At 66.0% G+C, this 12,928-nt stretch carries 12 protein-coding genes; 4 read left to right on the top strand and 8 right to left on the bottom strand.

Annotated elements, in window-relative coordinates; all coding sequences use genetic code 11:
* Window position 1 precedes the first annotated feature (1 nt).
* Complete coding sequence (locus tag NBT82_RS00995; RefSeq protein WP_251329731.1) at window positions 2-1,480, top strand: amidase; 1,479 nt, start codon at window positions 2-4, stop codon at window positions 1,478-1,480.
* 8 nt (window positions 1,481-1,488) lie between these two features.
* Here NBT82_RS00995 and NBT82_RS00990 read toward each other — a convergent pair whose 3' ends face one another.
* From NBT82_RS00990 to NBT82_RS00980, 3 genes are all read right to left on the bottom strand, one after another.
* A complete protein-coding gene (locus tag NBT82_RS00990; RefSeq protein ID WP_251329730.1) occupies window positions 1,489-2,154 on the bottom strand; it encodes a DUF2848 family protein in 666 nt (221 codons plus the stop codon).
* A gap of 218 nt (window positions 2,155-2,372) precedes the next feature.
* The gene (locus NBT82_RS00985) at window positions 2,373-3,452 is read right to left on the bottom strand and encodes a M20/M25/M40 family metallo-hydrolase (protein ID WP_251329729.1); all 1,080 of its coding nucleotides are present in this window, start codon (window positions 3,450-3,452) and stop codon (window positions 2,373-2,375) included.
* 117 nt (window positions 3,453-3,569) lie between these two features.
* Window positions 3,570-3,926: a cupin domain-containing protein gene (locus tag NBT82_RS00980; protein ID WP_251329728.1), complete on the bottom strand. Its 357-nt coding sequence runs from the start codon at window positions 3,924-3,926 to the stop codon at window positions 3,570-3,572.
* Between the two features lie 88 nt (window positions 3,927-4,014).
* On the opposite strand from NBT82_RS00980, the gene NBT82_RS00975 reads away from it, so the two are divergent.
* Window positions 4,015-4,287, top strand: a complete 273-nt coding sequence (locus NBT82_RS00975) for a P-loop NTPase family protein (RefSeq protein WP_251329727.1) — start codon at window positions 4,015-4,017, stop codon at window positions 4,285-4,287.
* A gap of 10 nt (window positions 4,288-4,297) precedes the next feature.
* Here the strand turns inward: NBT82_RS00975 and NBT82_RS00970 are convergent, their stop codons facing one another.
* Window positions 4,298-5,266: a D-2-hydroxyacid dehydrogenase gene (locus NBT82_RS00970; RefSeq protein ID WP_251329726.1), complete on the bottom strand. Its 969-nt coding sequence runs from the start codon at window positions 5,264-5,266 to the stop codon at window positions 4,298-4,300.
* A gap of 1,009 nt (window positions 5,267-6,275) precedes the next feature.
* Here NBT82_RS00970 and NBT82_RS00965 point away from each other — a divergent pair.
* Complete coding sequence (locus tag NBT82_RS00965; RefSeq protein ID WP_345780705.1) at window positions 6,276-6,974, top strand: NAD(P)-dependent oxidoreductase; 699 nt, start codon at window positions 6,276-6,278, stop codon at window positions 6,972-6,974.
* Window positions 6,975-7,023: 49 nt separating this feature from the next.
* On the top strand, window positions 7,024-8,097 hold the full coding sequence (locus NBT82_RS00960; RefSeq protein ID WP_251329724.1) for a lipocalin family protein: 1,074 nt from the start codon (window positions 7,024-7,026) through the stop codon (window positions 8,095-8,097).
* Window positions 8,098-8,397: 300 nt separating this feature from the next.
* On the opposite strand, the gene NBT82_RS00955 is transcribed toward NBT82_RS00960, so the two are convergent.
* The 4 genes from NBT82_RS00955 to NBT82_RS00940 are packed head-to-tail and all read right to left on the bottom strand — an operon-like array spanning window position 8,398 to window position 12,882.
* Window positions 8,398-10,278 (bottom strand): hydantoinase B/oxoprolinase family protein, encoded by a 1,881-nt coding sequence (locus NBT82_RS00955; protein WP_251329723.1) that lies wholly within the window; start codon window positions 10,276-10,278, stop codon window positions 8,398-8,400.
* 29 nt (window positions 10,279-10,307) lie between these two features.
* On the bottom strand, window positions 10,308-10,631 hold the full coding sequence (locus tag NBT82_RS00950; protein WP_251329722.1) for an acetone carboxylase subunit gamma: 324 nt from the start codon (window positions 10,629-10,631) through the stop codon (window positions 10,308-10,310).
* Window positions 10,628-10,786 carry a hypothetical protein gene (locus NBT82_RS00945; RefSeq protein ID WP_251329721.1) on the bottom strand — a complete coding sequence of 53 codons (159 nt, stop codon included), beginning with the start codon at window positions 10,784-10,786 and terminating at the stop codon, window positions 10,628-10,630. Before NBT82_RS00945 ends, NBT82_RS00950 begins: the two co-directional genes overlap by 4 nt.
* 11 nt (window positions 10,787-10,797) lie before the next feature.
* Complete coding sequence (locus tag NBT82_RS00940; RefSeq protein ID WP_251329720.1) at window positions 10,798-12,882, bottom strand: hydantoinase/oxoprolinase family protein; 2,085 nt, start codon at window positions 12,880-12,882, stop codon at window positions 10,798-10,800.
* Window positions 12,883-12,928: the final 46 nt, after the last annotated feature.

The following is a 12,928-nucleotide window of genomic DNA, read 5'->3' as shown; positions in this document are numbered from 1 at the left end:
CATGAGTCGATTCAGTTCGGTTTCGGAACAGGAAGTCACGGAACTCGCGGCGTCACTCGATCTCAGCTGTACGCCCGAGGAGGCGCTCGCCGCCGTCGACCGCATCGACGCCCTCTCGGACATCTACGCGTCGCTCGAGAACTCCCCGGGCGGGGGGGTTGCGAGTGACGGGGCCGACGGCGAGGTGTTCGAGACGACCCCGTGGCGTCCCGAGGCCGACGAGAACCCCTACAACGAGTGGATCACGCGGTTCCGACTGGAACGACCCGACGCGGCGGGACCGCTCGACGACCTCGACGTCGCGGTGAAGGACAACATGTGCGTTCGCGGGGTGGAGATGACCTGTGGATCGCGCGCGCTCGAGGGGTTCGTTCCGGGCGACCACGCGGCCGTGGTGCACGCCCTGCTCGACGCGGGGGCGACGGTCGTCGGCAAGACGAACATGGACGAGTTCGCGTTCGGCCCCACCTCGGAGACGAGCGCGTTCGGACCGACGGCGAATCCGGTGGACACCGACCACGTGGCGGGCGGTTCCTCCAGCGGGAGCGCGGCCGCCGTCGCCGCCGGCGAGGTCGACCTCGCACTCGGCTCGGACACGGGGGGGAGCGTTCGGATTCCGGCGAGCTACTGTGGGATCGTCGGCATCAAGCCGACCTACGGACTCGCGTCGCTCGTCGGCGTCGCGGAGATGTCGTACTCCATGGACCACGTCGGCCCGCTCGCGCGGGACGTCGAGACTGCCGCCCGGGGGCTCGACGTCATCACCGACGCCCACCCGAGCGTCGACGGCCCGTTCGGCGACGATCCCGGAACCGACCTCTCCGAACTCGTCGTCGGCGTCGAGGAGCGGTTCTTCGAGACGTACGTCACCGACGAAGTCGAGCGGGCCGTCCGGGACGCCATCGCCGCGCTGGCGGCTGCGGGGGCCGAGATACGGAGCGTCGACGTGCCGACGCTGGAGTACTCCCGCGAGGCGTGGTGGGGCATCGCCCCGGCGGAGTTCGCCGCGGCGTACGCGACGAACATGTCCGGCCTCTGGCGGACCGGCCCCGTCGATCCGAGCGTCGTGGCGGGCGTCGCCGGCATTCGGGGGTCGGCCAGCCGTGACCTCGGCGCCAACGTCAAGGAGATGCTCGTGCTCGGCGGACACGTCAACCGGACCCACGACGGATACCACTACGTTCGTGGCCGGAACCTCCGGGCCGCGCTCAAACGGGAGTTCGACGCCGCCCTCGGGGCGGTGGACGTCCTCGTCACGCCCACGACGCCGACGACCGCGCTCGAAATCGGCGGATTCGACCGCGGAACGACGCCGCCGGTCAACTGGGATACGCATCCGACCAACCTCACCGGCCATCCGAGCATCAGCGTCCCGTGTGCGGACGTCGACGACCTGCCGGTCGGCCTGCAGTTCGTCGGCTCGTGGTACGACGACGCGACGGTCGTCGACGTCGCTGCCGCGTACGAGTCGGCGACGTAGTCCGGCGATCAGAGCGTCTCGACGCCGTAACTCACCGACAGCGACCGCTCCTCGATCGGATCGACGAGTTCCACTTCGAACGCCGACCCGGGGGAGAGTTCCCCACCGACCGTCGCGACGGTCCCCGAGAGGACCGCGGTGCCGTCGAGCGGGTCCCCGTAGCGTTCGCGGACGACGTCACACAGCGCCTCCGGTTCGCGGATGGCGCCGAGCGTCGACTCCTGGTACAGTTCCCGGTCGCCGTCGACGGTGTTCCACGCCCGAATCTCGATGTCGTCCCAGTGGTCGCGGACGTCGGCGAGTCGCCAGGCCCGCGCCGAAATCACGTTCGGGGCGATCCGTTTCGCCTTCTGGATGCTCTCTCGCTCCAGCGTCCGATCGGTCTGGTCGCTGGCGGCGACGACGTAGGCGTCGTCCCGGGTGACGAGCAGGCCGAACTCGGTCTCGCCCGAGGTGTCGTCCCCGACCACGCCGATCGTTCCGGGGTCGGAACGGAGGACGTTCGGCGCGAGTTCGTAGGTCGTCGGCACGCGTTCGGGGGCGGGGATGCCGTCCTCGACGAGTTCGTCGATGTGGGCCTGGACCGCGTCCTCGTCCCGGCCGCTGTACCCCGCGTTGACCACGCGATCGACGGCGATCGTCACGACTTCACCGTACACGTTGAGGGTTACCATCGGTTCGTTCTCACGCCAGACCGCACTAATAGGTTCCGTGTGGGTCACATCGGACGACCGGTCGGCGGGGGAGGCCGAACCGGGCCGTCGCGGGTGGGACTCCCGGCGGCTCCGCTGTGCCGCGTGCCGGACGGCTCATACGGATCGTTGTCCCTGTGTACCGGTGGTTCGCCGAGTCAGTCCGGCGAACCACCGGTGATGACGTACGATAAACCGTATCAGACGGTCCGGGTGAGGAACCGTTCGACGACGTCAACCGCGGTTTCGACCTCGTCGGTCTCGATGTACTCGCGCTCCGAATGGGCGATCGGCCCCTCCTCGTCGGCGATCCTGCCGGGACCGAACACGGCGACCGGCATGTACCGCTGGAAGAACGACGATTCGGCCGCGACGGAGAAGGGCTTGACCGCCGGCGTCGACCCGGTCACGGTCTCCACGGCGGACACCATCTCCTGGATCACCGGTTCGTCCGCGTCGAGGTGGTAGCTCTCGAGGAACCGATTCGGCCGGTACGGATACCGAACCGTAGTCTCACAGTCGAGGTCGGCGAGTTCCGCCTCCATCTTCGCCATGAAGTCGTCCGGCGTCTCGGGCGGAACGCTCCAGCGGTTCACGAACAGGCGGACGCGCTCCGGAACCTGGCTCGTCAGCTCGCCGACCAGCCCGCCGGTGAGCCACGACACCGTCTGACTCGTCCGCCCGAGATACTCGTCTTCCATCTGGTCCATCGACTCCAGCCGCCTGACCGCCTCCGCGGCACAGGATACCGCCGACTGGCCGCTCTCACGCGTTCCGGCGTGGGCGGCGCTGCCCGAGAACTCGGCGATGTACTTCAGACTGCCGCGAGCGGCGTTGCAGACGTCGAGCCCGGTAGGTTCGCCGTTGATCGCCATATCCCCGTGCTCGCCTTCGAGGGCGAGGAAGTCGTAGAGTCCCTCAGAGTACGTCTCCTCGTCGGGCGAGACGACGAGCGTGACCGTCCCGTCCGTGGGGTCGACGCGTTCGAACGCACGGATCATCGTCACGAGACTGGCCTTCGCGTCACACGACCCCCGTCCGTAGACGACGCCGTCCTCCTCGCGGAGCGGAACGTGCGGCGTCACGACGTCCATATGCGAGTTGAGGAAGACGTGTGGCGTGCCGTCCGTCGCCCCCTTCCGCGCCACGACACACCCCGATTCCTCGTGGATCGACGCGTTCTCGACGGTGTCGACCAGGTAGTCGCGGATCTCGTCGACCGACTCGTGACTCTCGATGCAGACCAGTGCTTTCAACAGCTCGATTGGCTCACTCGCCATCGGCGGCATCTACGGCGCGGTCCGCAAGAATATTTGGGTATCGAACAGCTAGTCGCCGAAGTAACCAACGTTCGAAAAACAGTACCCGTAACAGTTCGACGTATCGTCGGTCGGTTCCTACTCCTCGTCCTCCCGATCCGTCCAGAAGTCGAACGATCGGCCGGGTGCGAACACGTCGAGGCCGACCGCCATCTCGTCGCCCGTGTTCTCGACCGCGTGGGACTCCCACGGTTCGAGCCAGGCCGAATCGTACGGTCCCAGTGTCACCGACGACCCGTCCTCGGCGTGGAGGGTGAGTTCGCCCTCGAGGACGATACACACCTGTTCGTTCTCGTGATCGTGCATCGGGGAGGCGTGTCCCGGAGGTTTCGTGAACCACTCGAACGAGAACTGTTCGCTACCGGCGAGGGCGCGGCGCTCCCACCCCTCGTCGGGTTCGTACGTCTCCGCATCGTCGTGATCTACGACTTCCATAGAGACCGTCCGCCGGCGACTCACATAAACGTTCGGTCCCCGACGGACGGGACACCGCCGGCTCGCCCGCGGCGGGCTGCGGCGTGATGTGGACGTTCCCGAACGCGGTGATGCGTGCAGTCGTGTCCGGCGGTACGAGCGACGTCGAGCCGTCCTCTTCGGGTATGTCCAGGCGACGAACGAACTCGGGGTGACGATCTTCATGATCGAGCAGAACGTCAGGACCGGACTGCGATACGGCGACTACGCCTCCGTCATGGACGACGGCCGGACCCGCTTCCACGGTCCCGCGGATTCGACCCTCGACGACCCGGAGATCCGGGAGGCCTACCTCGGCGAGAACGTCGCCTACGAGGGCTGATCGTCCTCGTCTACCACTGCACGAGGTTGACGAACTCGTCCCTGTCGGCACCCGCGTCCATGCTCCGCACGTTGCTGGCGAGAACCTCGGCGAGTCGGGGCCAGTGCTGTGGCGTATGTCCGCCCATGTGCGGCGTCAGAATCACGTTATCGAGGTCCCAGAGCGGGTGGTCGTTCGGGAGCGGTTCGGGATCGGTCACGTCGAGTGCGGCCCCGCCGATATCACCCGCTTGCAGCGCGTATACGAGGTCGTCGGTGTCGATCAGGGGACCGCGCCCCACGTTCACAACCACTGCGTCCGGGCCGAGCGTCTCGATCTCCTCGCGGCCGATCAGCCGCCTCGTCACGGGGGTGAGCGGCGAGCAGAGGACGAGATAGTCCGTCCGCGCGAACGCGGCGTGGAGCGAGTCCTCGTCGAACCCGACGACCTCGTCGGTCGGCCCGTCCTTCTCGGGCGTGTAGCGGACGCCGATCGTGTCCACGCCGAACCCGTCGAGGCGGTCGACGACCGCCCGTCCGATCGACCCGAGACCCACGACGGTAACGGTCGACCCCTTGAGTTCCGTCGCCTGGTAGTGGCGCCACTCGTTGTCGGCCTGCTGGCGGATCCCGCGGTGGATCCGACGGGCAAAGGAGAGGAGATAGCCGAGGACCTGTTCGGCGATCCCCGGTGCGTGAATGCCGGACGCGTTCGCAACGAGGACGTCGTTCTCTCGGAGGGCGTCGACCGGGAGGTGATCCGTCCCCGACGAGGCGACGACGAACAACTCGAGGTCATCGGCGCCGACGACCTGTTCCTCGGTGATCGATATGCCCGTCGCGACGCGCGCGTCGGCGAGGAACTCGCGCTCCTCGCGAGGAGTTCGCGCGAGTTCGACGTTCCAGTCCGGAAGGCGCTCCCGAATCTCCTCGGCGTACGCCGCCGGCAGGAGACCCTCCGTGCCCCGCCGAAAGACGACCACGTCAGCCGGGCGCGTCATACCGTTCTACTGTCACGCGTACGTGTGTCTATCGTCATGCTGTCGACCGATGGTTCTCGACGGGACGTATTAAACACTGTGTCGTCCGCCGACGGCGGCGGGACGAGGGGACGACGACCGGGAGGGACGGGCGTTTCACCGTTCGAAACGCGGAACCGTGTGACCCGGGCGACGACCCGGGAGTACGTCCCCGCGATTCGCCCGTCACGCCGGGCGCTCTGCTCCTCGCCGTCGGTGGGTCGCCGACTTCGTTTCGTCCCGTGAAATGGACTCGTTCCGCCCGCCGACAGAATAAATAACAACAGTAGCTATGTTAGGATCGTAGCGGTCCTGCCCCGGGAGGGATGCGTGACGGTGCGACGCCGAGACGTAGACGGGCGGCCGCAACGGGCCGTGACCGAGGAATCCGGGCAGCGGCCGCCGGCCGTCGCGTCGGCGCGGGACCGACGAGGGGTCCGTTCGGAACCGACGCGGAACCCTGACCGATGGTGTCCACCAGCGAGGCTGCGTTCCACAGGACTAAAAGTAATTGTTTCTTGATATTACACATATTCTACAATATATATGATAAATAATTCTCGCCGGTGCCGGTCGGAGCGGATGTCGACGAGGTCGAGCGATCTCCCAGCCGCCTCGGCGAGTGTGGCGACGGTCCCACCGACGACGATCCGAGGCCCCGTGGAACGGGCTGAAGTCGGCTTTCGATCGCCGTCAGACCGTCCACAATCGGGGTGTGCCGTCGCGAGCGGATCGCGTGGGTAACTCGACGGCTCTCCGACGTTCAGCGAGAACCGTCGAGGAATCGCGGTGGGTCCCGTGGAATCAAGGGGACGTGGAACGGAGATTCGATCCCTGTACCGGCGGTGTACGGCCAATATCGCTCGGCGGCGGGTCGAATCACGGGCCGTCGGGCACAGCGTGAGCCGTGATGCCACCACGGGGGCTGCACTCGGCGGTCCGCAGTCACCGATGGACCGTGAGTCGATGGCGGAGATTGCCCATCTTCTAAATAATCAATGAAGTATTCAAAGATGATATCAACACGAACCACGTCGCCGCGCGCGACGACGACCAGGTGAACGACGTGCTCCGGAGGGAACGGGGAGTGTTCGCCGGCGTTGGAGAGCGACCGACGCTCGTCGTCGTCCACAGCACCGTCCGACCGGAGACGTGTCTCGAGGCCGCCGAGGATGCGCCCGCGGCTACGCAAGTCGTCGACGCCCTCGTCAGCGGGATGCGCGTCGACGCAGTCACCGGTGACCTCTCGTTGATCGTTGGGGGCGAGACCGACCTCGTCGAGCACTGCCGGCCGGCCTTCGAGACGATGGGGAACGCGGTGTTCCACGTGGGGGCACTCGGCGCCGGACGGGCGGGGAAACGCTCGAACAACCTCGTCAGCCTCTCGAACGTCATGACGACCGCCGAGGGGGTCCGTCTGGGCGCGGCCTACGGCATCGACCGCGAGACACTGCTGGCGTTGTTCCGAGAGAACACGGCCGATAGCTGGGTGGTAGACAACTGGGCGTTCATCAGCGAGGAGTGGGGCGACACGCACCCGACCGGATACGAGGGCGCCGCCGACATCGTGAGCAAGGACCTCCAGCTCGTGCTGGAACTTGCACGCGCCCAGGGCTGTGACTCCCCCGGAGCCGCCGTCGCCTCCCAGCGCCCGGCGTTGTTGCGCGAATTCGCGAGAACGGACGAGTGAGCTGTCACCGGGAAGTTTTTGAGCCGATCGGTCGTCGCTCACACACACCATGTCCGATGGAGAGTACAACGTCGATCCCGACGACGACCGCGTGCACCGCGATTCCGTCGCCGACGAGGAGGAACTGTGGGAGAACCACGGCTGGCTGTTCCGGGGCGCCGACGGCGACCACGAGTTCATGCTCTGGGACGCGCTCTACCTCCTCAAAGGCGCACCCGGCGGACAGTTCGCGGTCGACGAGGTCTGTTTTCCGCAGACGATCTTCGTTCACGGGGAGTTTCCGCCGGACGAACGCGATCGGATGCACGACAACGACTTCACCGTCGCCGGCACACACTTCCACGAGTACTTCTCGCCCGAGGCCATGGAGACCGAAGAGAGCGACGAAGAGGTCCGCTGGCGCATCGGCGACCGCGAGCACGTCAGCCGACCGCCGGTCTGGCACAACACCGGCGAGCAGGCCGGCGTCGACGTGGACTTGACCTTCGAGGCGACCGGTCCGGCGTTCTGGGCCGACGAGGACCTCGAACAGATCAACGGCTTCGAGCAGACGGCGACCGCCGAGGGCACGATCGCGGTAGACGGTGAGACGTACTCTCCGGAGGGGTTCGGTCAGCACGAGAAGTTCCACTTCGTCGACCCGGACATGCTCGAGGACTCGTTTGGGCGCGGGGACTGGGTGGGCGGCGAGTGGTGGCGCTGGCACACCGGATTCCAGGACGACATTCAGGTCTTTCTCACCATCGAACCGAACTCGGAGAGCGCCATCGGTCGCGTCCTCGCCGACGGCGAGGTGTACAGCTTCGGCTACGACGACGTCACGTTCCACGACGTCGCCTACTGGGACGACCCGCGAAGCGGCATCCGCATCCCCGTCGAGTGGCACGTGAACATGCAGTCCGACCGGGCCGTCGTCGACTACACCGCCAGCGCCTACGCGCGGGCGTACTACCTCTGGGACTACCTGAACACGGGCTACAACGTCCTCTACTGGCAGATGGCCGACGCGGAGGGCCTCTTCGTCCCCGACGACGGGCCCGAACGCGAACTCGACATGTCCTACATGGGACACACGAAGCGGCCGTTCTACCGGTTCGGAAGGAACGACCGGACGAAGCAGTGACGCTGTCGACAGCGAGAGCAGGTCGGCCGGGTCGACCAGCGGGTAGTCGCTCCCGAGCAGTATCGAGTCACCGATGGTCTCTGCGTAGTACTCCCACGGAAGCCGGTCGAGATACGTCTCGGGCATGAACGAGAGGTCGACGTAGACGTTCTCGTAGCGCCAGGCGAGAAAGCGTCACCGAGCGGCCGTGCATCCGTTCACAGGTGCGATCCCAGGACGGCGGGGGATCGTGATTCGCCCCGGGCTCAGTCTCGCCCGGGAACCAGTCGCCGAAGTACGGGTGAGCGTGAGCGTCGACGATCAGTCCTCGGCCTCTTCGAGCCGTTCGGTTCTGATGCGGTCGCGCCGGCGTTCGGTGGCGTCCTCGTCGAGGGCGCCGTCCTCGTCGAGGACGACGCCGTAGGCCCGTTCGGCGACGTCGGGGTCGAGCCAACCGTCGCGGACCTCCTTGGCGACGAGGTCGGGGTCGCGCGTGATGGGGTCGCCGAGGCCGGCCCCACCGCCGGTGTAGTGACGGACCACGTCGCCCGTCTCGAGGCTCACCGGCGCCTCCTTGGGGGCCGGGAACTCCGTCTCCCCCTCGATCGTCTCCGGGGTCGGATACACGTCGTCGGCCAGTCGCTCGGCGACGTTCGTGTCTCGCTCGAGGTAGATGCGGGCAGGGGTCCCTGGCATCCCGCCACCGTGACCTCGATTCGGGATCTCGTTCGAGGTGTAGCAGATCGCGCCGGTGAACTCGTCGTCGGGGGTATCCCACATGGTCCAAGCGAAGTCGAGACCGCGTCCCCCCCGTCGTTTCCCGGGACCGCCGCTGTTGGGTTCGAGACGGCGCCAGAGGTGCAAGGCGGGATACGATTGCTCTTTCCACTCGATGTCCGGAATCGCGTTGCCGACCTGCGTGATCAGTCCCGCGACGTCGAGGCCGTCGACGGACGTCTGTGCACCACCGCCCATGCCGCCGCCGTCCATGTTGAGCCAGGCGAACGGCGCCCCGTACTGGTCGGTCCCGCCCCAGGTCTCGATGGACCACGTGTCGTTCATCTCGCCCATCGCCCGCTCCTGGAGTGCCTCGTCCTCGCTGGCCCGGAGCGCCTGCGAGAACGCCGTCGTGAGCGCGTCTGCAGCCTTGATACCGGCATCCATGTGGGCGTACCCGACGCCAGCCGTCCGGCTCGCATTCACCACAGACCCCTCCGGGGCAGTGATGGTCACCGGCTCCATACAGCCCGAGTTGAAGTAAATGTCCCAGCAGAGCAACTGGGTGAGGACCGACCAGACACAGCCGATCAGCGCCCCCTGGCCGGCGTTGATGACCCCCGGTGCCTCCGGATCGGTCCCCGAGAAGTCGACGGTCAACTCGTCGCCGTCGACACGGAGTTCGCACTGGATGCGATAGAGGCGGTTCTCGTGGCCGTCGTGCTGGGACCAGTCGACCACGGTGTAGGTGCCGTCGGCGATGTCCTCGATTCGGCGACGGACGGCGCGCTCGGAGAGCGACTGGATGTGTCCGGCGTAGTCGCGATACGTCTCGATGCCGTAGTCGTCGATGATGTCGTGGATGCGCTCGCGTGCGACGTTGTTTCCGGCGATGAGGCTCTTGATGTCGTTGAACACCCGGACGGGCAACCGGGAGTTGCTCTGAATCATCTGCTTTACCATCTCGTTGATCTCGCCCTCCTCGAGGATCTTCAGCGCGGGTATCTTGAACCCCTCACCGTAGGTGTCGATGACCTGTGGGGAGAAACTCCCCGGGGCGATGCCGCCAACGTCGAAGACGTGTGCCTCGGACCAGAGCCAGTTGACGATCTCGCCGTCGTAGAACACGGGGGTCAACACCCCGACGTCGCTCTTGTGGAGCGCGCCACTGTCGTGTGGGTCGTTGTCGATGAACGCGTCTCCCGGCTGTATCTCCGCTTTCGAGTACTTCTCGAGGATGCGTTCCAGCGAGACCCGCGACGGGCCGATGTGGGCGACGACGTAGCCGACGTACGAGGTGAGTTGTGCCTCGTGGTCGAGCAACGCCACCGAGAAGTCCTGGGCTTCGGTGAGGATCGGCGACCCGGACGTGTTCTTCAGCGTCGCTCCCATCTCTTGGACGGTGTTGTCGAACCGCATCCGGAGCACCTCCACCGTCGTTGGGTCGTAGGCCGATTCGGCGTCGGAGTTCGTTTCGTGTGTCATTGGTAGTCGGCTGTCGTGTGTTCGGTCGTTCAGAGGAAGTCGGGATCGACCTGAAGCGGTCGGTCCTCTCCCGCGACGGTTACCTGTGCCCCGAGCTGGATCGCGCAGTTCGGGCAGTAGCGCTCGTGGAGTTCGATCCGTTCGTCGGCTTCGCGCTCTTTCACCCAGATACCGAACTCCTCTAGGCGTCCGGAGATCTCGCGTTTGCGAATCGGGACGTTCTCGAGCCACTCCTCGCTCCCGTCACAGATCCTCGCACCGCACTCCCGGCACTCGATGCGCCGGTCGCCGTTCTCGTCAACGAGGTTCAGGTACATGTCGATGCGTCTCGTCTCGATCTCGTTCGTGGTCATTGTGAATCACCGCTGGTTGTCGCGTTCGCAAGCCGTTCGGTCCTGATGCGGTCGCGCCGGCGTTCGGTGGCGTCCTCGTCGAGGGCGTCGTCGTTTCGCCTCCGCTCTCCGGGCATCGAGTCGAGTACGGTTTCACGATCGACGTCGAGTTCCATCTCGACCACGGTCAGTTCCTCTCGATGACGATGTTCTCGCGGTCGTCGACGTGCAGTCGTGCCGCCGGGGGCAAGAAGACCGTCGTGTACGGCTTCTCGATGATCGCGGTCTCCTCGAGTTCGAACCCCGGGGCGAGGGTCCGTCCGTCGTACACCGGGACCTCTCGGGTCTCGTCTCGCATCGGGAGGTGGATCGTTCTGCGTTCTCTCTGGGTCGGCTCCGTCCGATCGGTCCCCGTCCTCGTGTCCGCACGTCTGAGGTCGTGCGTCTCGATGGGCACCACCGCGTCGAGGCGCACGTTTTGAACCTCGACGGGAGCGTCCTCCCAGGCGGTCCCCTCCCCGTAGAGCGTCTCGTACTCGTCGACGAACTGCGACTCGAGGCTCGCCGGATCGACCCCGCTCAGATCTCGCTGGGGCAGCGAGATCGTCAGTTCGGACGCCTGGCCGGCGAACCGCAGGTCGATTTCGCGATCGAACTCGACATCCTCCGGGCGTTGGCCCTCCGTCTCGAAGTCCTCCCGGGCCTGGGCTTCCATCGACTCGTAGAGCGTCGCCAGGTCGGCGATGGTCTCCTCGTCGATTACCGAGTGATAGGTCTCGACGTAACTTCGCTTGTGGTCGGCCTCGAGGAGACCGTGTGCCGAAAAACTGGCCGCGTCGTCCGGGATCACGATCCGGTCGATGTCGAGTTCCTCACAGATCCACGTGGCAAACAGCGGACTGGTTCCCCCGAAGGCCATCATCGAGAAGTTGCGTGGGTCGTATCCCTTCTCGATGGAGACCGAACGCGCCGCGTTGCTCATCTTCGCGACCGTCAGCGTCAAGATGCCCACAGCGGCCTGCTCGACGCTCTGGTCGAGCGGTTCGGCGATTCGTTCCGCGATCGCCGTCCGCGCTGCGTCGAAATCGAGTGTGTCCCGACCGCCGAGGAAGTACTCCGGGTTCAGATAGCCGAGCGCGAGCGCCGCGTCGGTGACCGTCGGGTCCGTGCCGCCGCGACCGTAGCAGACTGGCCCTGGGTCCGCTCCGGCGGATCGTGGACCGACGTTCGGCTGTCCCCGCTCGTCGATCCAGGCGATCGACCCCCCACCGCTGCCGATCGCCTCGACGTCGACCAGGTGCAGTCCGGTGTCGAAGTCACCGATTCTCGCCCGTGTCCGCATCCGGATTTCGTTGTCGTGGATGAGCGAGGTGTCGAAGCTCGTTCCGCCCATATCTGCGGTGATGATGTTCTCGACGCCCAGTTGCTTCCCGAGTTCGTTGGCGCCGATGACGCCGGCTGCCGGCCCCGAGGAGACCAGAGACACCGGGCGTTCTTTCGCCTCCTCGACCGACGTGTACCCCCCCTCGGAGTGCATAATGAGGATCGGCACCGACAGGCCGTGCTCGCCGAGGCGTTCCCGGAGGTTCTCCGTGTACTGGACCACGCTCGGTCCGGCGTAGGAGTTGAACACCGTCGTCGTCATCCGTTCGTACTCTCGGATGACGGGGAAGATCTGGTGGGACAGCGAGTAGTGCATCTCCGGGTACTTCGTCTCGATGATCTCCCCGATCAGTTCCTCGTGAGCGCTGTTCTCGAACGACCAGAGCAGACAGACCGCGATCGTATCGACGTCCGCCGCGACGAGTTCGTCGACCGCAGCCTCGGCCGCCTCGCGGTCAAGCGGAACGACGACGTCGCCGGTGTAGTCGATGCGCTCCGGGACGCCGACGATGTTCGGTTTCTCGACGATCTCCGGCGGCCCGGTCTGCTCGTGCAGGTCGAAGACGTTCACCTCCCGGGGCGACCGGGCGATCTTGAGCGTGTCCTCGAAGCCCTTGGTAGTGATCAGTCCCGTCTCGGCTCCCTGGAGTTCGGCGATCGTGTTGGTCGCGACCGTCGACCCGTTGACGAACCGCGTGGTGTTCGCGAGCAACTCCTCGAGATCGACGCCCAGTTCCGAACAGACCACCCGGAGACTGTCGAGGACACCGACGCTGAAGTCGTCCGGCGTCGACGGGGCTTTGGCGATGTACTGCTCGCCCCCCGACGTCAGGACGACCGTGTCGGTGTGGGTCCCCCCGATGTCAGTACCTATCTCGTAATCTACCATCACCGAGGGGTCACTGTCCCGATAATTATACTTTGTGCCCCCCGGG

Origin of the sequence: Haloplanus sp. HW8-1, from assembly GCF_023703795.1 — an archaeon.
GTDB lineage: Archaea > Halobacteriota > Halobacteria > Halobacteriales > Haloferacaceae > Haloplanus > Haloplanus pelagicus.
Note: the sequence above shows the minus strand (reverse complement) of the source record. Positions and strands in the feature narration are given on the sequence as shown.

Coding starts and splice junctions, on each gene's coding strand:
- NBT82_RS00995 (WP_251329731.1), top strand. CDS start 2: ATGAGTCGATTCAGTTCGGTTTCGGAACAGGAAGTCACGGAACTCGCG.
- NBT82_RS00985 (WP_251329729.1), bottom strand. CDS start 3,452: ATGGCGAGTGAGCCAATCGAGCTGTTGAAAGCACTGGTCTGCATCGAG.
- NBT82_RS00945 (WP_251329721.1), bottom strand. CDS start 10,786: ATGGAACTCGACGTCGATCGTGAAACCGTACTCGACTCGATGCCCGGA.
- NBT82_RS00980 (WP_251329728.1), bottom strand. CDS start 3,926: ATGGAAGTCGTAGATCACGACGATGCGGAGACGTACGAACCCGACGAG.
- NBT82_RS00970 (WP_251329726.1), bottom strand. CDS start 5,266: ATGACGCGCCCGGCTGACGTGGTCGTCTTTCGGCGGGGCACGGAGGGT.
- NBT82_RS00960 (WP_251329724.1), top strand. CDS start 7,024: ATGTCCGATGGAGAGTACAACGTCGATCCCGACGACGACCGCGTGCAC.
- NBT82_RS00990 (WP_251329730.1), bottom strand. CDS start 2,154: ATGGTAACCCTCAACGTGTACGGTGAAGTCGTGACGATCGCCGTCGAT.
- NBT82_RS00950 (WP_251329722.1), bottom strand. CDS start 10,631: ATGACCACGAACGAGATCGAGACGAGACGCATCGACATGTACCTGAAC.
- NBT82_RS00940 (WP_251329720.1), bottom strand. CDS start 12,882: ATGGTAGATTACGAGATAGGTACTGACATCGGGGGGACCCACACCGAC.
- NBT82_RS00955 (WP_251329723.1), bottom strand. CDS start 10,278: ATGACACACGAAACGAACTCCGACGCCGAATCGGCCTACGACCCAACG.